General features: G+C 70.5%; 18 protein-coding genes and 1 pseudogene. 6 read left to right on the top strand and 13 right to left on the bottom strand.

Going from position 1 to position 21,348, the window contains the following annotated elements; genetic code table 11:
- Nucleotides 1-238: 238 nt before the first annotated feature.
- Complete coding sequence (locus tag F563_RS0120300; RefSeq protein WP_019016526.1) at nt 239-772, bottom strand: hypothetical protein; 534 nt, start codon at nt 770-772, stop codon at nt 239-241.
- Nucleotides 773-1,013: 241 nt separating this feature from the next.
- Here F563_RS0120300 and F563_RS0120305 point away from each other — a divergent pair, with 241 nt between their 5' ends.
- The 4 genes from F563_RS0120305 (at nt 1,014) to F563_RS0120320 (ending at nt 6,098) form a co-directional block, all read left to right on the top strand.
- Nucleotides 1,014-1,703, top strand: coding sequence for a DUF599 domain-containing protein (locus F563_RS0120305; protein ID WP_245557180.1), 690 nt, complete (start codon nt 1,014-1,016; stop codon nt 1,701-1,703).
- Nucleotides 1,704-1,864: 161 nt separating this feature from the next.
- Complete coding sequence (locus F563_RS0120310; protein WP_019016529.1) at nt 1,865-2,962, top strand: Bug family tripartite tricarboxylate transporter substrate binding protein; 1,098 nt, start codon at nt 1,865-1,867, stop codon at nt 2,960-2,962.
- Nucleotides 2,963-3,025: 63 nt separating this feature from the next.
- A complete protein-coding gene (locus F563_RS0120315; RefSeq protein ID WP_019016530.1) occupies nt 3,026-4,999 on the top strand; it encodes a tripartite tricarboxylate transporter permease in 1,974 nt (657 codons plus the stop codon).
- A gap of 7 nt (nt 5,000-5,006) precedes the next feature.
- Nucleotides 5,007-6,098: a 4-oxalomesaconate tautomerase gene (locus F563_RS0120320; RefSeq protein WP_019016531.1), complete on the top strand. Its 1,092-nt coding sequence runs from the start codon at nt 5,007-5,009 to the stop codon at nt 6,096-6,098.
- 130 nt (nt 6,099-6,228) lie between these two features.
- Here F563_RS0120320 and F563_RS0120325 read toward each other — a convergent pair whose 3' ends face one another.
- The 10 genes from F563_RS0120325 to F563_RS0120370 all read right to left on the bottom strand — a co-directional run bounded on the left by F563_RS0120325 (nt 6,229) and on the right by F563_RS0120370 (nt 15,830).
- A complete protein-coding gene (locus F563_RS0120325; RefSeq protein ID WP_019016532.1) occupies nt 6,229-7,284 on the bottom strand; it encodes an Ldh family oxidoreductase in 1,056 nt (351 codons plus the stop codon).
- Entirely contained in the window at nt 7,281-8,150 is an 870-nt protein-coding gene (locus tag F563_RS23565) for an alpha/beta hydrolase (protein WP_019016533.1), read from the bottom strand. The genes F563_RS0120325 and F563_RS23565 overlap by 4 nt, the downstream gene beginning before the upstream one ends.
- A gap of 10 nt (nt 8,151-8,160) precedes the next feature.
- On the bottom strand, nt 8,161-8,790 hold the full coding sequence (locus F563_RS25195; RefSeq protein WP_019016534.1) for a cupin domain-containing protein: 630 nt from the start codon (nt 8,788-8,790) through the stop codon (nt 8,161-8,163).
- A 3-nt stretch (nt 8,791-8,793) separates the two neighbouring features.
- Nucleotides 8,794-9,621: an ABC transporter permease gene (locus F563_RS0120340; RefSeq protein ID WP_019016535.1), complete on the bottom strand. Its 828-nt coding sequence runs from the start codon at nt 9,619-9,621 to the stop codon at nt 8,794-8,796.
- Complete coding sequence (locus tag F563_RS0120345) at nt 9,618-10,562, bottom strand: ABC transporter permease (protein WP_019016536.1); 945 nt, start codon at nt 10,560-10,562, stop codon at nt 9,618-9,620. Before F563_RS0120345 ends, F563_RS0120340 begins: the two co-directional genes overlap by 4 nt.
- Before the next feature lie 13 nt (nt 10,563-10,575).
- Entirely contained in the window at nt 10,576-12,159 is a 1,584-nt protein-coding gene (locus F563_RS0120350) for an ABC transporter substrate-binding protein (RefSeq protein ID WP_019016537.1), read from the bottom strand.
- A gap of 23 nt (nt 12,160-12,182) precedes the next feature.
- Nucleotides 12,183-12,647 carry a RidA family protein gene (locus F563_RS0120355; RefSeq protein WP_019016538.1) on the bottom strand — a complete coding sequence of 155 codons (465 nt, stop codon included), beginning with the start codon at nt 12,645-12,647 and terminating at the stop codon, nt 12,183-12,185.
- A 63-nt stretch (nt 12,648-12,710) separates the two neighbouring features.
- Nucleotides 12,711-13,679 carry an ABC transporter ATP-binding protein gene (locus tag F563_RS0120360; protein WP_019016539.1) on the bottom strand — a complete coding sequence of 323 codons (969 nt, stop codon included), beginning with the start codon at nt 13,677-13,679 and terminating at the stop codon, nt 12,711-12,713.
- Nucleotides 13,676-14,680: an ABC transporter ATP-binding protein gene (locus F563_RS0120365; protein ID WP_019016540.1), complete on the bottom strand. Its 1,005-nt coding sequence runs from the start codon at nt 14,678-14,680 to the stop codon at nt 13,676-13,678. The genes F563_RS0120360 and F563_RS0120365 overlap by 4 nt, the downstream gene beginning before the upstream one ends.
- Nucleotides 14,681-14,687: 7 nt before the next feature.
- Nucleotides 14,688-15,830: a mandelate racemase/muconate lactonizing enzyme family protein gene (locus F563_RS0120370; protein WP_019016541.1), complete on the bottom strand. Its 1,143-nt coding sequence runs from the start codon at nt 15,828-15,830 to the stop codon at nt 14,688-14,690.
- Between the two features lie 121 nt (nt 15,831-15,951).
- Here F563_RS0120370 and F563_RS0120375 point away from each other — a divergent pair, with 121 nt between their 5' ends.
- Together F563_RS0120375 and fdhF are read left to right on the top strand one after the other, a co-directional pair.
- Nucleotides 15,952-17,592 carry an NADH-ubiquinone oxidoreductase-F iron-sulfur binding region domain-containing protein gene (locus F563_RS0120375; RefSeq protein WP_019016542.1) on the top strand — a complete coding sequence of 547 codons (1,641 nt, stop codon included), beginning with the start codon at nt 15,952-15,954 and terminating at the stop codon, nt 17,590-17,592.
- Nucleotides 17,589-20,336, top strand: coding sequence for a formate dehydrogenase subunit alpha (gene fdhF / locus F563_RS0120380; protein WP_019016543.1), 2,748 nt, complete (start codon nt 17,589-17,591; stop codon nt 20,334-20,336). The genes F563_RS0120375 and fdhF overlap by 4 nt, the downstream gene beginning before the upstream one ends.
- 24 nt (nt 20,337-20,360) lie before the next feature.
- On the opposite strand, the pseudogene F563_RS26010 reads toward fdhF, so the two are convergent.
- Nucleotides 20,361-20,543 (bottom strand): annotated as a pseudogene (locus tag F563_RS26010) (helix-turn-helix domain-containing protein); the annotation flags it as partial.
- Between the two features lie 12 nt (nt 20,544-20,555).
- Complete coding sequence (locus tag F563_RS0120385) at nt 20,556-20,762, bottom strand: hypothetical protein (protein WP_019016544.1); 207 nt, start codon at nt 20,760-20,762, stop codon at nt 20,556-20,558.
- Nucleotides 20,763-21,348: the final 586 nt, after the last annotated feature.

Below are 21,348 nucleotides of genomic sequence, written 5' to 3' on the forward strand. Positions count from 1 at the left end.
CGCCGTGCTGCCGGTCGCGCGATACAACTGCGACCAACGCACCGCGCTCGCCACGCTCACCGAGAACAGCTTGGCCGCCTCGCGGCAACTCGCGCCATTCCGCATGGCCGCCACGACGCGATCACGCAGATCACAGGACAGGGCTCGGGTCATCGGCTGCTGGCCTCCAGCCCAGCCAGCAGCTTGAATCAGAAAACCAAACGCGCCGGAACACCCAATCCGATTCCACCAGAAGGAATCAGGCTCTCGCCGAGAACTGCGCGGAGTCCGCGACCACCGTCACGCCCCAGACGAGCCCGAGCGTGACCACCAGCGCGGGATGCGCGCCGAAGGCGGGACCCGCCAGCAGGCAGCACGCGCCGCTGATGCCCATCGCCCAGATCGTCACGCGTGTGCGCCCGACCCGATCGGCGAGCAGGCCGGCGCCGACACAGCCGAGCGCGGCACCCGCAGCGGCGCGGGCCGCGAGCAAGCCGGTGTGACCGAGCGGCAGCACCAGGATCAGCGCGTTCGCCGCGGCGCCGACCAGGGACGCCGTTGCGATCAGCCGGCGCGGGTCGAGCCGATCGGGCAGAGCGAGGGTGGCGCTGCCGAGCGTGCCGATGACGAACCCCGCCTGGACCGCGCTCGTCAGCCAGGCGAGGAACCCGGTCGGCAGCGTGCCGTCGCGTGCCATCGCCGGGCCGGCCGCCGTGCCGGAGAACCAGAGCGCCAGCGCCAGGACCTGGGCGACGACGATCAGCAGCAGCGTGACAGGCTTGCCCGGTGGCATGGCGCGCTCAAGCGATGGAACGATCCGGCTCTTGCCGGCATTGGCGGGACAGGGCTTCCCTAGGCGGTACACGCTGCGCAGGGAAGTGCGGCGGGAGAGGCAGAATGATGGAAGCGCCCCGGGAAGCGAAGTTCGAGAGCGGGCCGCCTCATGGTCCCCGGCGCCGCACGATCGCCCACCGCACCGGCGCCGCGATCGACCGCGCCTTCCGTGCGTGGCTCAGCACCATGCGCGGACGCTCATGATGCTCGGCCCGCTCGGCGTGCTGGATATCGCCGCCCTCGGGATCTTCCTCTCCTGCTGGTTCGGCTATGCCACGCTGGTCGACCGGGTTCCGGGCATCCGTGCGAAGAGCGTGATCGCGGCCATGGACGAGTATCGCCGTCGCTGGATGCGGGCGATGGTCGAGCGCGAGGCGCGGGTGTTCGACTCGATGGCGATCGGCCATCTGATGTCCTCGGGCGCGTTCCTCGCCACCACCGCGATCTTCATCCTCGGCGGCCTCGTGGCCATGCTCGGCGCCTACGACATGGGTCGGCATGTCGTCTCGGCGCTTCCGTTCGCGGCGCCGACCTCGCAGGCGCTGTGGGAGATCAAGATCGGCCTGCTGCTGCTGATCTTCGTCGCGGCCTTCTTCGAGCTGACCTGGAGCCTGCGCCAGTTCAACTACTGCCTGATCATCGTCGGCGGGATCGGCCGTGAGGCGGATCAGGCTGCGTTTGCCCAGGCCGAGGTCGCTGCCCGGGTCGCCAACCGTGCGGCGCGGCACTTCAATACCGGCCTCCGGGCCTACTATTTCGGCCTCGCCGCGATCACATGGATCGTTCATCCGCTGGCGCTGATCACGGCCAGCCTGCTGGTGCTGGCCGAGCTGCACCGGCGCGAGTTCCGCTCGGTCGTGCGCGAGGCACTGCGAGGGACCGCACCCTGAACCCTCGTGGCCCTTGCACGCGAGGGTTGCCGACGCCGCGCCTCGGCCGGCTTGCCGGGCGCCTGGCGCGCCATGCCGCTTGACCTGCAACGGTGCGGGCGGCAAGGCTCACGCCAAGGCTGCGCCCCGCGCGGCAGGTGACCACACAGGGAGGGATGGAAATGATCAAGATCCGCCGCCGAACGGCGATGCTGGGCAGCGTCGCAGCCGGGGCTGCTGGACTCGCCCGCCCGGCGATCGCGCAGCGCGCCGTCGATTTCAGTGGCCGCACCATCGAGTGGGTCATCCCGTTCGCGGAAGGCGGCGGGAGCGACGTCTGGGCCCGGTTCCTCGCCCCCTATCTGTCCAAGTATCTGCCCGGTCGTCCGAACGTGATCATCCGCAACGTCCCGGGTGGCGGGTCGATCACCGGCACCAACGAGTTCTTCCTGCGTGCGCGGAACGACGGCTCGACCTTCATCGGCACCTCGGGCTCGACGCAGTTCCCGTTCCTGCTGGGCGACGCGCGGGTGCGGTACGACTATGCGCAGATGCCGCCCGTTCTCGTCTCGCCGACCGGCGGAGTGGTGTATCTGCCGACGCGCCATGGTGTGCGGAACGCGAGCGAGCTCGGCAAGCTGAAGGACCGGGAGCTGGTGTATGCGAGCCAGGGCGCCACCTCGCTCGATCTCGTGCCGATGCTTGCTTTCGAGGTGATGGGGCTGAAGGTGCGGCACGTGTTCGGGATGCGCGGCCGGGGCGAGGGTCGGCTCGCGCTCGAGCGCGGCGAGGCGACGATCGACTACCAGACCTCCTCGGCCTATCTCACCCAGGTGACCCCGCTCGTGCAGGCCGGCACCGCGGTACCGATGTTCTCCTGGGGGGTGCTGGACGCGAACGGCAAGGTCGCGCGTGACCCGACCTTCCCCGACCTGCCGCATTTCGTCGAAGCCTACGAGATGATGCACGGCAAGAAGCCGTCCGGCGTCGCCTTCGATGCCTATCTCGCGTTCTTCGGCTCGGGCTTCGCCGCGCAGAAGCCGGCCATGCTGCCCCGCGGTACGGCGGGCGAGATCGTGGCCGCCTACCGCAAGGCGTTCGTGGATGCGGTGGCCGATCCCGACCTGCAGGCGAAGAAGGGCGAGGTGCTGGGCGACTACGAGCAGGGCGTCGGCGATCAGGTCGAGGCGATGTACAAGGTTGCGACCACGATCGCGCCCGAGGCGCGCGCCTGGGTGCGGGACTACCTGTCGAGGAATCACAACGTCCGCTTCAACTGAGCAGGGCCGGGCCGCCTCGGCGGCCCGCACTTCCGACCGGGCACGTCCGGAGACCATGACCCCATGACCGCGGCGATGCTTGACGCCCTGGCTGCGCTGCTGACGGTCCAGCACTTCCTGTTCCTGTGTATCGGCGTCTGTCTCGGCCTCGTCGTGGGCGTACTGCCCGGCCTCGGCGGGATCGCGGGGCTGTCGCTGCTGCTGCCGTTCATCTACGGCATGGACCAGACATCGGCACTCGCGCTGATGATCGGGCTGCTCGCGATCATCCCCACAGGTGACACCTTCACCTCGATCCTGATGGGAATCCCCGGCTCATCGGCCAGCCAGGCGACGGTGCTCGACGGATTCCCGCTCGCGCGGCGGGGCGAGGCGGCGCGCGCGCTGTCGGCCGCGTTCTTCGCTTCCCTGATCGGGGGCCTGTTCGGTGCGGCGGTGCTGACCGGGTTCGTGCTGATCGCGCGGCCGATCCTGCTGCTGTTCAGCTCGGCCGAACTGTTCATGCTGACGCTGTTCGGCCTCTCGATGGTGGGCGTTCTTTCGGGCGCGAACATGATCAAGGGGGTCGCGGCCTGCTGCCTCGGCCTCTCGTTCGGCATGATCGGCGCGGCGCCGGCGACCGGCGAGTACCGGATGGATTTCGACCTGCTCTACCTGATGGACGGGATCCCGCTGGTGATCGTCGGGCTCGGGATGTTCGCGCTGCCCGAGATGGTCGATCTGCTGCGCAGCGGCAACGCGATCGCCGATCGCGCACCGCTCGGCCGCGGCTGGGTCCAGGGCGTGCGCGACACGCTCGCCAACTGGTGGCTCGCGCTGCGCTGCTCGGGGATCGGCGCGCTGATCGGTGCGATCCCCGGGCTCGGCGGCAGCGTGGTGGACTGGATCGCCTACGGCCACGTGGTGCAGACCACCAAGGACCGCGAGAACTTCGGCAAAGGCGACATCCGCGGCGTGATCGCCCCGGAGAGCGCGAACAACGCCACCGCCGGCGGCGCGCTCCTGCCGACCCTGCTGTTCGGCATCCCCGGCTCCGGCTCCATGGCGATCTTCCTCGCCGCGATGATCCTGCTCGGCCTGCAGCCGGGGCCAGCGATGGCGGACCGCAACCTCGACGTGACCTATACGATCGTCTGGTCGCTCGCGCTGTCCAATGTGATCGGCACCGGGCTCTGCATCCTGCTCGCGCCGGGAATCTCTCAGCTGACCGCCATCCGCTATCCGCTGATCGCGCCGTTCATGATGCTGGCGATCTCCTTTGCCGCGTTCCAGGCCACGCGCAGCCTGAACGACCTGATAGCGCTTCTTGTGGTTGGCCTGCTGGGCGTGTTCCTGCGCCGCTTCGGCTGGTCGCGTCCGGCCTTCCTGATCGGCTTCGTGCTCGCGAACGGCGCCGAGCGCTACCTGTACCAGGCGGTGCAGTTCGCCGGTTGGTCGTTCATCACGCGCCCGGTCGTCCTGGTGATCCTGGCGGTGACGCTGCTGTCGCTGTGGGCCGGCCTTCGCGCGCGACCTGGCGGGGCGGTCACTGTGCACACCGAGGGCAGCGTCGAGACGGCGCGCGCAAAGCGGCTCGGGCCGCAGATCGCGTTCGCAGTCGTTGCACTGTCGGTGTTCGCCTTCACTCTGCAGCAGGGGCTGAAGAACTCGTTCCTCGCGCTGATCATGCCGGTTTCCGTCGCGGTCGTCGGCGGGCTGGCGACGCTGATGTTACTTTGGGCTCTGGCGCGCGGGCCGGAGTCTGCGGGAACTGCCAATTTTGACAGCGAGGCGAAGGCCAGCGATCTCGGGCCCTGGCCGTTCGTCCTATGGTTTGCGGGCTTCATCGGCGTCGTTTCGCTGATCGGCTTCTTTGCCGGGCTGTTGCTGTTCTTCGCGGCCTTCCTGCGAGTGGTCGCCCGCTCGTCCTGGATTCAGATCGTCGCGTTGACCACCAGCGCAGCTGTTTTCGTCCTGGTTCTCGCGAACGCGCTGAACCTCGTCTTCCCGGGTGGTTTACTCCAGGATATGTACGATCTCCCCTGGCCGTTCCGCTGAGGAATGCATGGACGATCTGGTCGCGATTCCCTGCCTGTTCATGCGGGGCGGCACCTCGCGCGGGCCGTATTTCCGCCTCGCCGACCTGCCGTCGGACATCGCGGCGCGCGATCGCGTGCTGCTCGCGGCGATGGGCTCGCCCGATCCGCGCCAGATCGACGGTCTCGGCGGCGCCGACACGCTGACCAGCAAGGTGGCCATGGTCTCGCCCTCGTCGCGTCCCGGCGTCGATGTCGATTACCTGTTCGCCCAGGTCTCGGTGGACAAGGCGCTGGTCGATACCAGCCCGTCCTGCGGCAACATGCTCGCAGGCGTCGGCCCCTTCGCGATCGAACGCGGCATGGTCAAGGCCGAAGATGGCCTCACGCGCGTTATGATCTACAACGTGAATACCGAGAGCCGCATCGAGGCGATCATCCAGACGCCGGGCGGGCGGGTGCGCTATACCGGCGACGTCGCGATCGACGGCGTGCCGGGCACGGCGGCGCCGGTGCGGCTCAACTTCGCGGACATCGTCGGCTCCAAGACCGCGGGCCTGCTGCCGACCGGCAAGACGCAGGAGCTGATCGATGGCGTGCCGGCGACGCTGATCGATGTCGCGATGCCGATGGTGATCTTCCGCGCGCAGGACTTCGGCAAGACCGGCTACGAGACGCCGAAGGAGCTCGATGCCGATCGGGACTTCTTCGCGCGGCTGGAAGCGTTGCGGCGCGAGGCCGGGCGGCGCATGGGGCTCGGCGACGTGTCCGACAAGGTGATCCCGAAAGCGGCAATCCTGGCGCCGCCGCGCCACGGCGGAGCGGTGACCTCGCGCTACTTCGTGCCCCACAAGACCCACGCCGCGCATGCCGTGACCGGCGCGATCTGCGTCTCCACCTGCGCGATGATGGAGGGCTCGGTCGCCGACGGGATCGCCGTGCGGCCGCCGGGCGACGACCGGCTCGTGGTGGTCGAGCATCCGTCGGGCGTGTTCGAGGTCGCGCTCGCCACGCGCGGTCGGGGCGCGGCGATGGACGTGGTCGGCGGCGGTGTGATCCGCACCGCGCGCAAGATCATGGACGGGCAGGTCTTCGTGCCGGCGAAGGCGTTCATCGGGTAGCCGTCATACCCGGCGCGCGAAGGTTTCACCGTCGTGCGCCGGGTATGAGGTTTCCTTTGGCGCGCAGCCGCCACACCAGCCCTGCGCGCGATCCCGGGCCGCCAAAGGTTTGACCTTTGGCAGCCCGGTATCAGAACGGCGCGGCCACGCCCGTCTTCTCCGCCTCCGCGCGCAGTGCCGCGATCAGTTCCGGCCCCAGCGTCACCCCGTCGTGGAGTGCGGCGCGCATGCGCCGGGCCTCGCGCTCGCCGGGGACCAGGATCTCCTCGACGCCCGCGGCGCGCGGCTGGCGCTTCACCTCGCGGATCAGGTGGTCCATGCGCGCGCGGAACGTCTCGATCGGCATCAGCCGTGCCGGATCGATCGCGAGCAGCAGGTGGCCCGTGCCCTGTGGCCGGTCGAAATCCATGTGCGGATTGCCGACCTGACCGGCGAAGGCGGCCCCTGTCAGCACGCCGCCGAGGATGTCCATCAGGAACGACAGGCTCGCCCCCTTCACCCCGCCGAAGGCGAGCATCGACCCGCCGGCGAGGAACGCGTCCGGGTCGGTGGTCGGGCGGCCCTCGGCATCAAGCGCGAGTCCCTCGGGAATGCGCTCACCGCGGCTCTTCGCGACGAACACGTTGCCGCGCGCCAGCACCGTCATGGCCATGTCGAGCAGGAACGGCTCCTCCTCGCCTGCCGGTACGCCGTAGGCCATCGGCGAAGTGCCGAAGAACGGCGCGCGCCCGCCCCAGGGCGGCAGCGCGGGCGAGGCGTTGGTGTAGACGATGCCGATCATGCCGGCGGCGATCGCCTGCATGGGGTAGCACGCGGCCATGCCGAAATGGGTCGAGCGCCGCACCGCGGCCATGCCGATGCCGGTCTCGCGCGCGATCGCGATCGCCTCGTCCATCGCGCGGGTGGCGACGATCATGCCGAAGCCGTTGCCGCCGTCGACCGCCGCCATTGCCGGTGCCACGCGCTCGACCACGATCGCCGGGTTCGGCTCGAACAGGCCGAGCCGCAGCCGCTTCAGATAGGTCGCGACGCGGAACACCCCGTGCGTCGCGACGCCGCGCAGATCGGCCAGCACCAGGCACTCGGCGATGCGTTCGGCGGATGCCTGCGGCACACCCTCGGCGGCGAACAGCGCGGCGGTGAAGCGTTGCAGGGTTTCGGCGGGGACCCGGATCGGTTCGCTCATGCTCCCGCCCTCCCGCGCATGATCCGGCCGAGTTCGCTCGCCTCGTCGCGAACCTGGTCGAGGATGTTGAAGTGGTGCCGGCCTGGCACCACCAGCACCCCGGGGTCGCCGCCGTGCCGGCGCAGATGCTGCGCGTAGCGGAACGACTGGTCGATCCAGTGCCATGGCTCTCGCCCTCCGACGACGATCCAGGCGGGGCAGAGGCGACGCGGCGCGATGCGCTCGAAGTCGTGCCGCGCGGCCAGCTCCGGTGTGAGGCGGATATCGGCGTTCACGCTGGTGCCGATCGCCGGCGCGGGGTCGAAGATGCCGCTGATCATCACCGCGCGGCTGATGATGTCGGCAGGCAGCCCGCGCGCGGGCCAGTCCTCGGCAAGCGCGGCGGCGGTCAGATGCGCGCCCGCGGAGTGGCCCGACACGGTCAGCCGTGACGGGTCGCCGCCGTACTGCGCGATATGGCGATGCGTCCAGGCGACGGCATCGCGCGCGGCGGCGACCACCTCGTCCAGCGTCACCGCCGGGCAGAGCGGGTAGTTGGCGATCACCGCGAGGCTGCCGGTCGCGACCAGCGCCTCCGCGACGAAGGCGAAGTTCGCCTTGTCCTGCGCGCGCCAGTAGCCGCCGTGGAAGAACAGATGCACGGGCGTGTTCGCCACGCCCGGCACCGGGTAGATGTCGAGCGTGCGGAGCGCGCCCTCGGCATAGGCGACGTCGCGTGTCGCCGTGAGGCGTGCTGCTGCGGCGGCACTCCATCCCAGATGCCGTGCCTGGCAGTCGGCGAAGTCCGCCACCGCCGCGCGCGGGTTGTACTGGGCCTCGTGTTCCTCCGGCGTGAGTCCGTGCCAAAGCCTCATCACATCGGGCATCACAGTTCCTTCAGTGCGGCAGGGTGACGATCGTGTCGAAGAACTGCCGGTAGCCGACCGCGCGCGGCTTGGCGGCGTCTTCCGGCGAGGCGGCACGGAAGGTCGGTCGGCCGAGCAGATCGGGATCGAGCACCATGCAGCGGACGAACGCGCTCGCCGGGGCGATGTTGTGTCCGACCACAGGCTCCAGGCCGGACTCGAACCACGCCTCGCCCGCATCGATGCGGCGATGCGTCTCGCCGATCTCGGCGAACAGCCGGCCGGCGAGCAGGCGTCGGATGCCGGGGCCGGCGTGACCGTGGCGCGGGGTCACGGCGCCGGGCGGGAAGTCCACTCGGTCGGCGCGCAGCAGCATCGGCGCGCCCGGATCGCGTGGCAGCCTCACGTGCAGTACGGTGCGCAGAGGGTCCGGGGCCGCCAGATCGCGTGTGGCTTCGCAGCCCCAGACAACGCCGTCGCCCGTCAGCGTGGCCGCGCCGACGATCAGCGCACAGCGGTCCTCGGTCAGGATCGTCTCCGTGCCGTCCTGCGCGATGACAACCCGGCCGCACCGCATGTAGAGCGCGCGTGCGGCCGGCTTCAGGGCGAGGCACTGGCCAGGCGTGATCACGTCCTCGGTCGCGGCAAACGCGATCGTCATGCGTCAGTCCCCTCCAAGCCGGTCACGCAGCGCGCGCCCGAGCACCGTCACGGCGACGGCCGAGGCAAGCAGGAACAGGCCCGGCCAAAGCGACAGCCACCATGCGACGAGGATGAAGTTCTTGCCCTGCTCGAGAGTGGCTCCCCAGTCGGGCGTCGGTGGCGCGACCCCGAGGCCGAGAAAGCCCAGCGCCGCCTGGATCTGGAGTGCCAGCGGGAACAGGATCACGTATTGCAGCACCACGAGCGGCAGCACGTTGGGCAGCACCTGGCGCAGCAGGATGTTCCACTCGGGAAACCCGAGCGCGCGCGCGGCCTCGACATAGGTGCGCGCGGCCTCGGACAACGCGCCCGAACGGGCGATGCGGAAGAAGGTCGGCAGATACACCACCGCAAGCGCCAGCACGAGATTGGTCGCACCCTGGCCGAGCACGCCGGTGATCACCACGCCGGCGATGATCGGCGGGAAGGTCAGGATCATGTCGGCGAACCGTCCCGCGGCAAGATCGAACCAGCCGCCGGCATAGCCTGCCACCACGCCGAGCCCACCGCCGATCAATGCCGAGAGCAGCAGCGATCCGGCCACCAGGCCGAGTGTCACGCGCGTGCCGTGGATGATGCGCGCGAACACGTCGCGGCCGACATCGTCGGTGCCGAACAGATGCTGGGCCGACGGTGCCTGAAGGGCGCGCGACGGATCGACATCGTAGGGCGACTGCACCGCGACCAGACCCGGTGCAACGATCAGAACCGCGAAGGCCGCGAGCAGGAGCAGGCTCAGCGCGAGCCCCGGCGTGAGGCGCGTGCCGGCGATGGCGGATGCGGCGATCACGGCCGGAGCCTCGGGTCGATCACCGCATAAAGCAGATCGACCAGCAGGTTGATGCCGGTCGCGATCAGCACGACGAACAGCAGCGCGCCCTGCACCACCGGGTAGTCGCGCCCCTGCAATCCCGAGAGGATCAGCCGCCCAAGGCCGGGGAGAGAGAACAGCGACTCGATCACCACCACCCCGCCCAGGATCTGCACCAGGATCAGCCCCATGAAGGTGGTGAGCGGGATCAGCACGTTGCGCAGCGCATGCTTGAAGTAGATCTCGCGCGGCGTCAGTCCCTTGGCGATCGCGGTGCGGATGTGCTCGCGCCGCAGCTCCGCCACCATCAGCCCGCGCACGAACTGGCTGTAGGCGGCGGCCTGGAGGATCGCCAGGCTGATCACCGGCAGCAGCATGATCGCGAGGTTCTCGCCGGGATCGTCGGCGAAGTCGCGATAGATGAAGGGGGGCGACCAGCCGAGAAAGGCCGAGGCGCCGACCAGCAGCATCAGCCCGATCCAGAACACCGGCGCAGAGAGCCCGAGCAGGTTGAAGGTCTGGATCGCCGTGTCGAGCCGCGTGCCCTCGCGGATGCCGGCCAGCATCCCGAGCGGCACGCCGATCAGCGTCGAGACCGCGAGCGTGAACAGCGCGAGCTGGAGCGTCACGCCGAACGCCTCGGCGATCATCGCCGTGACCGCGCGCCCCTGGTACCAGGATCGGCCGAGATCACCGGTCAGCGTGCGGCCGAGCCAATCCAGGAACTGCGCGTGCATCGGCCGGTCGAGACCGAAGAACGCGCGCAGCGCTTCCTCGGCCGAGCGGTCCGTGCCGGACTGGCCGAGCATCTGGCCGACGATGTCGCCCGGTACCGCGCGCATCAGCAGGAACACCGCAAGCGCCGAGAGTAAGGCGGCCGCGGCGGCCGAACCCAGCCGCCGCGCCAACATCATCGCCATGGGGCGTCGCGTGTCAGGACGCGACCCAGGCCTTGGCGAGCCCGAAATACCAGCCCGTGCCGTGCTGCTGGTAGTTGCGCAGCCGGGCCGTGTTCACCGTGAGCAGGTCAGCCGAGAACAGCATGATGGTCGGCACCTCCTCGGCGAGCAGCATCTGGAACTCGGTATAGATGCGCTTGCGCTCGGCCGGATCGGAGACCTCCTGGCCGCGGTCGAGCAGCGCGCTCGCCTTCTCGTTGTTCCAGTTGCGGAAGTCAGCGCCCTGGGGTGCGGCGCGGAAGTGGCGATAGAACAGCAGGCTCGGGTCCGGCGTGGTGCCCCAGTCGTTGAAGGTGAAGCCCATCTCGCGGGCGCGGAAGTTGCGGATCCAGACGCCGAGCTCGACCCGCTTGATGTTGGCGCGGATGCCGACGCGGCGGAGCTGCTCGGCGATCGTCAGCGCCGCCGGGTCCATCCAGTCATAGCCGATGATCGTGGTCAGATCGATCTCGAACCCATCCGGATGCCCCGCCTCGGCGAGCAGCCGCTTGGCCCGGTCGAGATCGACCGTCTGGTTCGGCAGCCGGTCGAGCGGCACGCCCCAGGTCTCCTGCATGCCGGCGACCATGGTGCCGATCACCGTGCCGTAGCCGGCGATCGAGGCGTCCATCACGGTCTTCTTGTCGATCGAGAGCGCGATCGCCTGGCGCACGCGCACGTCCTTCAGCGGGCCGTAGTTGCAGTCGAGATCGAGCGAGCGCTGCCCGAGCGAGGGCCAGCGCTTCACCTCGAGCCCGGCGACGCGCTCCAGCGGCTGGGTGTCCTGCGGGCGCGAGAACACCGCGAGGTCGATGCGCCGCGCCTGCAAGGCCACCGCCATCGCCGCGCTGTTGGGCATCACCGCGAAGGTGATCTCGTCGAGATAGGGCTGGCCCGGCTGCCAGTACTCGGCGAAGCGCTCCATCACGATCGCCGAGTTCGGCCGGAAGCTGCGCAGCCGGTACGGCCCGGTGCCGACCGAGACCTCGTTCATGCGCGTACCTGAGTTCGGATCGTCGAAGAACCCGGACGGAACGACCGCGCCATATTTGTTGGTCAACGTCATCGGCAGCGCGGCGTTCGGTCGCGCCAGGCGGAACACGACGGTGGACGGGTTCGGCGCCTCGATCGCCGCGACCGAGGAGAGGTCGCCCGCGCCGGGTGAGCCGTTCCGCGGATCGCGCAGGAAGTCGTAGCTGTACTTCACGTCCGCCGAAGTCATGGTCGCGCCGGTGTGGAACTTCACGCCCTCGCGCAGGGGGAAGGTCCAGGCGAGCCCGTCGGCCGAGACCTCCGCGCCGCGCGCGAGCAGCGGCCGTGCGACACCGGACTGATCCTCGAAGAACAGCCCCTGGTACATGAGCACGGAGACGCGGATGCGCGCATCCGCCGCCTGGCGGAACGGATCAAGTGCGGGCGGCTCGACCAGCGAACCGACCGTCACGCGCCCGCCGCGCCGCGCCTGCGGGTCGGCCGGGCCATAGAGCAGATCATCGTTCGCGTGCGCCAGCCGCGGCAGCGCGGCGATGGCGAGGCCGGCGAACAGTGTCTCGCGCCGGCCGATCGTGAACCCTGTCATCGCGTTTCTCCTTCGTGCGTTGCTCAGGCCGCATCGATCGCGGCGACGAACTCGATCTCCACCGGCACGTCGCGCGGCAGTTCCGCGACGCCGACGGCCGAACGGGCGTGGCGCCCGCGCTCGCCGAAGATCTCGACCAGCAGCGTCGAGGCCGCGTCGATCACGGCGGGCTGCGCGTTGAAGCCCGGGGCGGAGGCGACGAAGCCGACGACCTTGACGATCCGCCGCACGCGGTCGAGCGAGCCGATCGCCTCGGCCAGCACGGCAAGGCCGTTGAGGACGCAGTCGCGCGCGCAATCCTTCGCGAGCGCGGGATCGACCGTGCCGCCGACCTTGCCCGCGGCGCGCAGCCCCTCGCCCGCCCAGGGGAGCTGGCCGGACACCCAGGCGAGCCCGTTCTCGACCACCACCGGCACATAGGCGAAGGCCGGTGCGCGCGGCGCCGGCAGGACGAGACCGAGATGGCGCAGTCGTTCGGCGATGCTCACACGTCTCTCTCCCCTCTCGTAAGCCTGAGCGTCGCGCGATTGGCCGCGCGCCGCAACGGTCGGTCAGAGCGCAAGATCGTCACGGATGCAGGCCTTGGCGTGGCCGGGCGCGACCTCGCCGAGCGCCGGCACGGCCGCGGCGCAGGCGGGCAGCGCGAAGGGGCAGCGGGTGCGGAACACGCAGCCCGAGGGCGGATCGGCGGGGCTCGGGATCTCGCCGGCGAGCGGCGGCAGCCGGCGCGCCAGGGTACGTCCCGGCGCGGCCGAGAGCAGGGCGGCGGTGTAGGGGTGGCGTGGCGCGGTGAAGATCGCGCGCACCGGCCCGACCTCCATGACGCGCCCGAGATAGAGCACCATCACCCGATCGGCCATCGCCTCGACCACCGAGAGGTCGTGCGAGATGAACAGCATCGCCAGCCGGTGTTCCTCGCGCAGCGCGCGGAGCAGCGTCAGGATGCCCGCCTGCACCGAGACATCGAGCGCCGAGACCGGCTCGTCGGCCACCAGCAGCCGTGGCTCGACGGCGAGCGCGCGGGCGATCGCGATGCGCTGGCGTTGCCCGCCCGAGAAGCTGCGCGGCAGGCGCCGGTAATCGTCGCCCGACAGCCCGACGTGTTCGAGCAACGCGCGGGCGCGGCCTCGCCCGCCGTCGCGTCCCGCCAGCCCGTGCAGGCGCAGCACCTCCGCAATCGCCTCGCCGACGGGGCGGCGGGGATTGAGCGAGGCGTAGGGGTCCTGGAACACCATCTGCATGCGCCGCCGCAGCGGACGCAGCGCGTCGCGCGAGAGGGCGGTGATGTCCTGGCCCTCGAACACGATCCGCCCGGCGGTGGGATCGATCAGGCGCAGCACCAACCGGCCGAGCGTGGACTTGCCGGAGCCCGACTCGCCGACCAGGCCGAGCACCTCGCCCGGCAGGACCGACAGATCGACGTCCTCGACCGCGTGTACGGCGCCACGCCGTGCGAGGCCCTGGCGCGGCAGCGGGAACCGCTTCACCAGCCCCTCGGCCTGCAGAAGCGGTCCGCTCACACGACCTCCTCGGCGCGGCGGCAGCGCGAGAGGCGATCGGTGTCGAGCGCACGCAACGGGATCGCTGCCTCCCGGCAGGCCGGCTCCACCATCACGCACCGCGCGGCGAAACGGCAGCCCGCACCGTGAGCGCCGGGACGCGGCGGCGCGCCCGGGATCGCGCTGATGCGGATCGTATCGGCCCCGCCCTCGGCGTAGTCGCGCGTCGGCCGGCAGGCGAGCAGGGCGCGCGTATAGGGATGGCGCGGCGCGGCCAGCACGACTGCGGCGGGTCCGGCCTCCACAACCTGTCCCGCATACATCACGACCACGCGGTCCGCGATCTCGCCCACGAGCTCCAGATCATGCGTGATGAACATCAGCCCCATGCCGCGGGCCTGCTGGATGTCCTTCAGCAGCCGGACGATCTGCGCCTGGATCGTGACGTCCAGCGCGGTCGTCGGCTCGTCGGCGATCAGCAGGCGCGGGTCGCAGGCGATCGCCATCGCGATCATCGCGCGCTGGCGCATCCCGCCGGAGAGCTGGTGCGGATAGGCCTTCAGGCGCGCCTCCGGCTCGGCGATGCCGACGCGGCTGAGCAGGCGCGCGGCCTCGGCGAGCGCCTCCGCCCGACCGACTCCGCGGTGCCGGCGCAACACCTCGGCGATCTGCTCGCCGATCGTGAACACCGGATTCAGGCTCGCGGAGGGATCCTGGAACACGATCGCGATCTCGCCGCCGCGGATGGCGCGCATCGCCGTCTCGTCGAGATGCAGCAGATCGACCACGCCGGTCGCGCGCGCGAAGCGCACGGACCCATCCGTGGTCACGCGATCGCCGCGCCCGAACAGGCGGAGCACGCTGAGCGCGGTCACCGACTTGCCGGAGCCGCTCTCGCCGACCACCGCGACGGTCTCGCCCGGTGCGACCGCCAGGCTGACGCCATCCACCGCCTGGACGACGCCCTGGGCGGTGTGGAACGCGACGCGCAGATCCTCGATCGCGAGCAGCGCGTCGGCCATTCCAGGCTCAGTCGACGGCGAAGCGCTTCAGCGCCTCGGGGCTCAGCGTCACGCCGAGGCCCGGCCCGGTCGGTACGTGCAGGTGGCCGTTCTCGAAACGGAGCGGCTCGACAAACAGCTCGTCGCGCAGCGGATTGGCGCCGACATCGTACTCGACGAGGGCGGGATACGGCACGTTCGCGCCGTGCGGGTAGGTGGGCAGCGAGGCGACCCAGTGCACCGCCGCCGCGAGGCCCACACCGGTGCCCCAGCAATGCGGCGAGACGCGCAGATGCTCCGCCCCTGCCAGGACCCCGATCGTGCGCGCGACGTCCAAGCCACCGCAGAGCGCCAGATCGGGTTGCAGGATGGCGGCGAGCCTCCCGTCGATCAGGCGGCGGAAGTCGAACAGCGTGTAGAGCGCCTCGCCGGTCGCGACCGCGATCGGCGCGCGGCGGGCAAGTTCGGCATAGCCGTTCCAGTCCTGCGGTGCGAGCGGCTCCTCGACCCAGTGCACATCGGCATCCGCCGTCCGCCGCATGCTCTCGAGCGCCGCATCGACCGTGTAGTTGCCGTTCACGTCCACCGTCAGCAGCGCGGCATCGCCGATGATCCTGCGCGCGAGCCGGGCGCGCACCGCATCCTCGTCGGGGCGGCGGCCGAGCTTGATCTTGAAGGCCGGGAAGCCGGCATCCGTGTGCGGTTCGAGCTGGCGCGCCAGTGCGGCGAGGTGATCCTCCTCCTCGGTGAAGTAGCCGCCCGAGCAGTAGACCGGCACCTGGTCACGCTGGCGCCCGCCGATCAGATCGCAGACCGGCACGCCGAACAGCTTGCCCATCGCATCGTGCGCGGCGATGTCGATCCCGGACAGGGCTGCGATCATCTGGTTCTGCGTGCCGAAATGGTAGTGCTTGGCGAAGATGCCCTGGGCGACCGCGCGCGTGCCGAACAGCGAGGTGCCGATGAAGTAGGGGCGGATCAGGTCGAGATAGGCGCGCGCGACCGCGGGCGGCCCCCAGGCCTCGCCGATCCCCTGCACGCCGGCATCGGTCTCCAGCAGGATGATCCCGGCGCCGCGAACCGCCGTCAGCCCGCGCGCCATGCCATACGCCCTGCCGGCACCAAGATGATGCTGGACGGCAACGAGCTTGATGTCCGTGATGCGCGCCATGGGCTCCGTCCTGAGCGTGGCCGGGACGCTCGCAGCGGCTCCAAGGAGTGTCAAGGTGGTGCGACCCGGCATTGCCTGTCCGGCTGTTCGGCTTCATGATTCGCGCGGGAGGAACGACGACATGGCATCGGAGAGGGCGCGGCGCCCGCGCCCAGGGCCGCGTGGCGCGCCGCTGGATGCGGCGGCGGTGGTGCAGGTGAGCGAGGCGATCGGCGACATGCCGCGCCGGCCCGATCTCCTGATCGAGGCGCTGCATGCCGTGCAGGGCCGCTTCGGCTGCATCCGACATGCGCATCTGCAGGCGCTCGCGCATCTGTTCAATCTGCCGCCGGTCGCGCCGTTCGAGGCCGCGACCTTCTACGCCCATTTCGACGTGATCGCGGATGACGCACCCGCGCCGCCCGCGATCACCGTTCGCGTGTGCGACAGCCTGCCCTGCGCCATGGCGGGTGCGGCGGCCCTGCACGATGCCCTGCGCGCGGCCCTGCCAGAGGCTCGCGTGATCGCCGCACCGTGCATGGGGGCCTGCCATCGCGCGCCGGCCTGCGCGGTCGGCCATGCACTGGTCGAGACGGCCGATGTCGAAGCCGTCGAACACGCGATACGCGGACACGTGTCCATCCCGGCGCCGCCAACATGCGACGCCTACCGCGCGCGCGGTGGCTATGCGGCGCTTGCGTCCGCGCCGGAGCCCGAGGCGCTGACGGCGCTCGTCGAGCAGGCAGGGTTGCGTGGTCTCGGCGGCGCCGGGTTTCCGGCCGCACGCAAGTGGCGGCTCACGCGCGCCCATCCGGGGCCGCGCCACCTGGTGGTGAACGCCGACGAGGGCGAGCCCGGCACCTTCAAGGATCGCTGGTGCCTGGAGACCGAGCCGCATCGTGTGCTGGAGGGCATGCTCCTCGCCGCCCACGCGGTCGAGGCGGAGACATGCTGGATCTATCTGCGCGACGAGTACCACCACCTGCTCGCGCCGCTGCGCCGCGCGATCGATGACGTGCGCGCCGCCGGGCTGTGCCGAGGCGACATCCATCTGCGCCGCGGCGCTGGCGCCTATATCTGCGGCGAGGAGACGGCGCTGCTGGAGAGCATCGAGGGGCGCCGCGGCTACCCGCGCCACAAGCCACCCTTTCCGGGCGAGCACGGGTTGTTCGGTCGCCCGACCCTGATCCACAACGTCGAGACGCTGTGGTGGCTGCCCGAGATCGTTGCGCACGGGCCGGAGATGTTCGCGTCGCAGGGACGCTACGGTCGGAAGGGCCGACGGCTGCTGTCGGTCTCGGGCCGCGTGCGCGATCCCGGTGTGAAGGACGCGCCCGCCGGCATCACCGCGCGCGAGCTGATCGAGGAGTTCTGTGGCGGCATGGCGGAGGGCCACCGCTTCGCGGCCTATCTGCCGGGCGGCGCCTCTGGCGGCATCCTGCCGGCATCGATGGCCGATCTGCCGCTCGATTTCGGCGTGCTCGAACCGCACGGCTGCTTCGTCGGCTCCGGCGCCGTGATCGTGCTCTCGGACCGCGACGATCTCGCCGAAGCGGCGCGCAACCTCGTCCGCTTCTTCCGCGACGAGTCCTGCGGTCAGTGCACGCCCTGCCGCGTCGGCACCGCCAAGGCAGCCGCTCTGCTCGATGCCCCGGCATGGGACCGCGCGCTGCTCGAAGAGCTGGCGGCGGCGATGGCGGATGGCTCGATCTGCGGGCTCGGCCAGGCGGCGATGAATCCGGTGCTCTCGATCCTGCGCCACATGCCGGAGGTGGCGCGATGAGCATCACCTTCACGCTCGATGGCGCAACCGTGGAGGCGCGCGAGGGCGAGACGATCTGGCAGGTCGCGCGGCGCCTGGGCACGGAGATTCCCCATCTCTGCCATCTCGACCGGCCCGGCTATCGGCCCGATGGCAACTGCCGCGCCTGCATGGTCGAGATCGAGGGCGAGCGGGTGCTCGCGGCCTCGTGCATCCGCAAGCCGGCGCAGGGCATGGTGGTTCGGACCGCGAACGAGCGCGTGCGGCGCACACGCCGGATGGTGTTCGAGCTGCTGCTGGCGGACCACGCGCCGCGCGATGCGACCGGCCCGTTCGCGCGCTTCGCCGCCGAGCTCGGTGTCACGTCGAGCCGGTTTCCGCCGACCGCGGAGTCGCCGGCACCTGACGCGAGCCATCCGGCGATGCTGGTGCAGCTCGATGCCTGCATCGCCTGTGGCCTCTGCGAGCGGGCCTGTCGCGAGGTGCAGCGCAACGATGTCATCGGCCTCGCCCATCGCGGGGAGGGCGTGCGGGTGGTGTTCGACGCGGCCCGGCCAATGGGCGACAGCACCTGCGTGGCCTGCGGCGAGTGCGTGCAGGCCTGCCCGACGGGCGCGTTGCTGCCGGCCTCGGTCGTGCGCGAGGGCGTGCGCGCGGTGATGCCGGATCGCGTGGTGCCATCCGTCTGTCCCTATTGCGGCGTCGGCTGCCAGGTGAACTTCCACGTCAAGGAGGACCGTATCGTCGAGGTCACGGGTCGCGATGGGCCGGCCAATCTCGGCCGGCTCTGCGTCAAGGGACGGTTCGGTTTCGACTACGTGCGCCACCCCGACCGGCTGACCGTGCCGCTGGTGCGCATCGACGGCGCGGCGAAGGACGCGGCGGATGCCGAGACCCCGGCAGCCGCGCGCGCGAAGTTCCGCGAGGCGAGCTGGGAGGAGGCGCTGGAGCGCGCCGCCGCAGGGCTGCGCCGGGTGCGCGATGGCGCCGGTTCGAGCGCCCTGGCGGGCTTCGGCAGCGCGAAGGGCTCGAACGAGGAGGCCTATCTGTTCCAGAAGCTCGTGCGCACGGGCTTCGGCACCAACAACGTCGATCACTGCACGCGCCTCTGTCACGCCGCCTCGGTCGCCGCGCTGCTGGAAGGGATTGGCAGCGCGGCCGTCACGGCGCCCTTCACCGCGGCGAAGGACGCCGACTTCATCCTGGTGATCGGCGCCAACCCGGCCGAGAACCATCCCGTTGCGGCGACCTTCCTGAAGGACGCGGCGGCGCGTGGCGCGACGCTCGTGGTGGCCGATCCGCGCGGCACGCTGCTCGATGCCCATGCGCATCACGTCCTGCGATTCGCGCCGGGAGCGGACGTTGCGCTGTTGAACGCCCTGCTCAATGTCGTCGTGACGGAGGGCCTGTACGACCGGCAATATGTCGCCGCGCACACCGAGGGCTTCGCGGCGCTCGCCGAGCATGTGCGGACCTATACCCCCGAGGCCATGGAGCCCGTCTGCGGCGTGCCGGCGGAGACGATCCGCACGGTCGCGCGCGCCTATGCGCAGGCGCGCGCAGCACTGATCCTCTGGGGCATGGGGATCAGCCAGTCCGTGCACGGCACCGACAACGCCCGCGCGCTGATCGCGCTCGCGCTGATCTGCGGCCAGGTCGGCCGGGCGGGCACGGGCCTGCACCCGCTGCGCGGTCAGAACAACGTCCAGGGCGCGTCGGATGCGGGGCTGATCCCGATGATGCTGCCGGACTACCGCCGTGTCGCCGACGTGGACGCGCGCGCGCGCGCCGAGGCCGTCTGGGGCGCGCCGGTCGATCCCACCCCCGGGCTCACCGTGGTCGAGATCATGGAGGCGGCCTACGAGCGGCGTATTCGCGCAATGTACATCATGGGCGAGAACCCGGCGATGAGCGACCCCGACGCGGCGCATGCGCGGGACGCCCTCGCCCGGCTCGACCATCTCGTCGTGCAGGACCTGTTCCTGACCGAGACTGCGGCGCTGGCCGACGTCGTGCTGCCGGCGAGCGCCTGGCCCGAGAAGACCGGCACGGTGACCAACACCAACCGCCAGGTGCAGATGGGACGCACCGCGCTGCCATTGCCGGGCGAGGCGCGCCAGGACCTCTGGATCATCGTCGAACTCGCGCGCCGGCTGGGGCTGGACTGGACGCACCGACCGGTCGGCGAGGTCTACGCCGAGATGGCATCGCTCATGCCCTCGCTCGATCACATCACCTGGGATCGGATCGAGCGCGAGCACGCCGTCACCTACCCGACGCAGGGCCCCGACCGGCGGGGCGAGGAGATCGTGTTCGGCGACCGCTTCCCCACGCCGGACGGACGCGCGCGACTGGAGCCGGCCGGCCTCTCCGATCCGGCGGAACTTCCCGACGACGAGTATCCGTTTGTCCTGAGCACCGGGCGGCAGCTCGAGCACTGGCACACCGGCACCATGACGCGGCGCACGGGCGTGCTCGACGCGCTGGAGCCTGCGCCCTCGCTGAGCCTCGCGCCCGCCACGCTGCGTCGGCTCGGCGTGCAGGCCGGCGAGCGGGTGCGCGTGACGACCCGCCGCGGCGCGATCGTGCTGACGGTGCGCGTCGATGCCGGGCTGCCCGAGGGCCTCGCCTTCATGCCGTTCGCCTATCGCGAGGCAGCGGCGAACCTGCTTACGCACCCGGCGCTCGATCCGGTCGGCAAGATACCGGGATTCAAGTACTGCGCCGCGCGGATCGAGCGCGTCGAAGCGATGCCCGCCGATTGACGCGCCTCGGGCGGCGCGGAGCTGCCCCGACGTCGTGCCGAACACGTGACGGAACGCGCGCGTCATATGCGTCTGATCGGCGAAGCCGCAGGCCAGAGCGACCTCGGCGAGCGGCGCAGCCCGGGCCCTGATCAGCTCGGTCGCACGCTCGACCCGAACGCGGCGCAGGCGGGCCAATACGGTTTCGCTGGCCGCGGCCCGGAGGGCGCGCGCGAAGTGCTACGGCGTGAGCCCCACCGGTGCGGCATCGCCGAACATCGTGGGTCGTCGATCGGGTGTCTCTGCTTCCAGCCAGAGCTGTTCGACCGTGGTGGCGATGAACGCGTCGCGGATCCTGATCCCGGCGAGCGGCGCGAAGTCGAGGGTATCGGCCCCGACAAGCGGCCGACGCGCGCGGCCGCGACGACAACGCCGATGGCTTCGCAACTGTCGTGCGCCTCGATGTCGGCAACCGCGCCAGCGGGTGCCAGCAGCAGATCGCCGGCCGAGAACGAGGCGCGAAGGCGACTGCTCCCGAACGCCACCGCACCTCGGAAGCCGCGTCCGCGAGCCATGAAGAGCACATCCATCGCAAGTCGAGGACCTGGGTAGTGCCCGGCCGCCCGCTCGATGCCCAGCATCGTGATCTGCGCGCTGCCGCCCAGACGGCGTACCGCGCCAGGCTCTCCGTCTGGCGTTGTCGAGGGGGAGGATGGCTCAACAGCCGCGTCGTTCTGTATCTCCATCGTTTCCATCGCTGTCTCGGACTTCCCGCGATTGTGCACAGTGCTGTTGCACGTTGATGTCGGAGATATCGCAAGCAATGTGCCACAGCTCTGCGCGGCACGCGCGTTTCCACATTTTCGGAACCGCAGGCTTAGCACGACTTTGGCAAAGTGGCCATGAATTTGACGGCGAGGCTTTGGCTGCAGTGCGGACATCGGCGGCTGTGGGGGCCGAAGAGATGCTGCTGCAAGGCGCGTCTGACGGCGGGAAGGCTCGGCTCAGGCGGCGGTCCCGGCGGCTGGTTTTT

The organism is Elioraea tepidiphila DSM 17972, from assembly GCF_000378465.1.
Classification (GTDB): domain Bacteria; phylum Pseudomonadota; class Alphaproteobacteria; order Acetobacterales; family Acetobacteraceae; genus Elioraea; species Elioraea tepidiphila.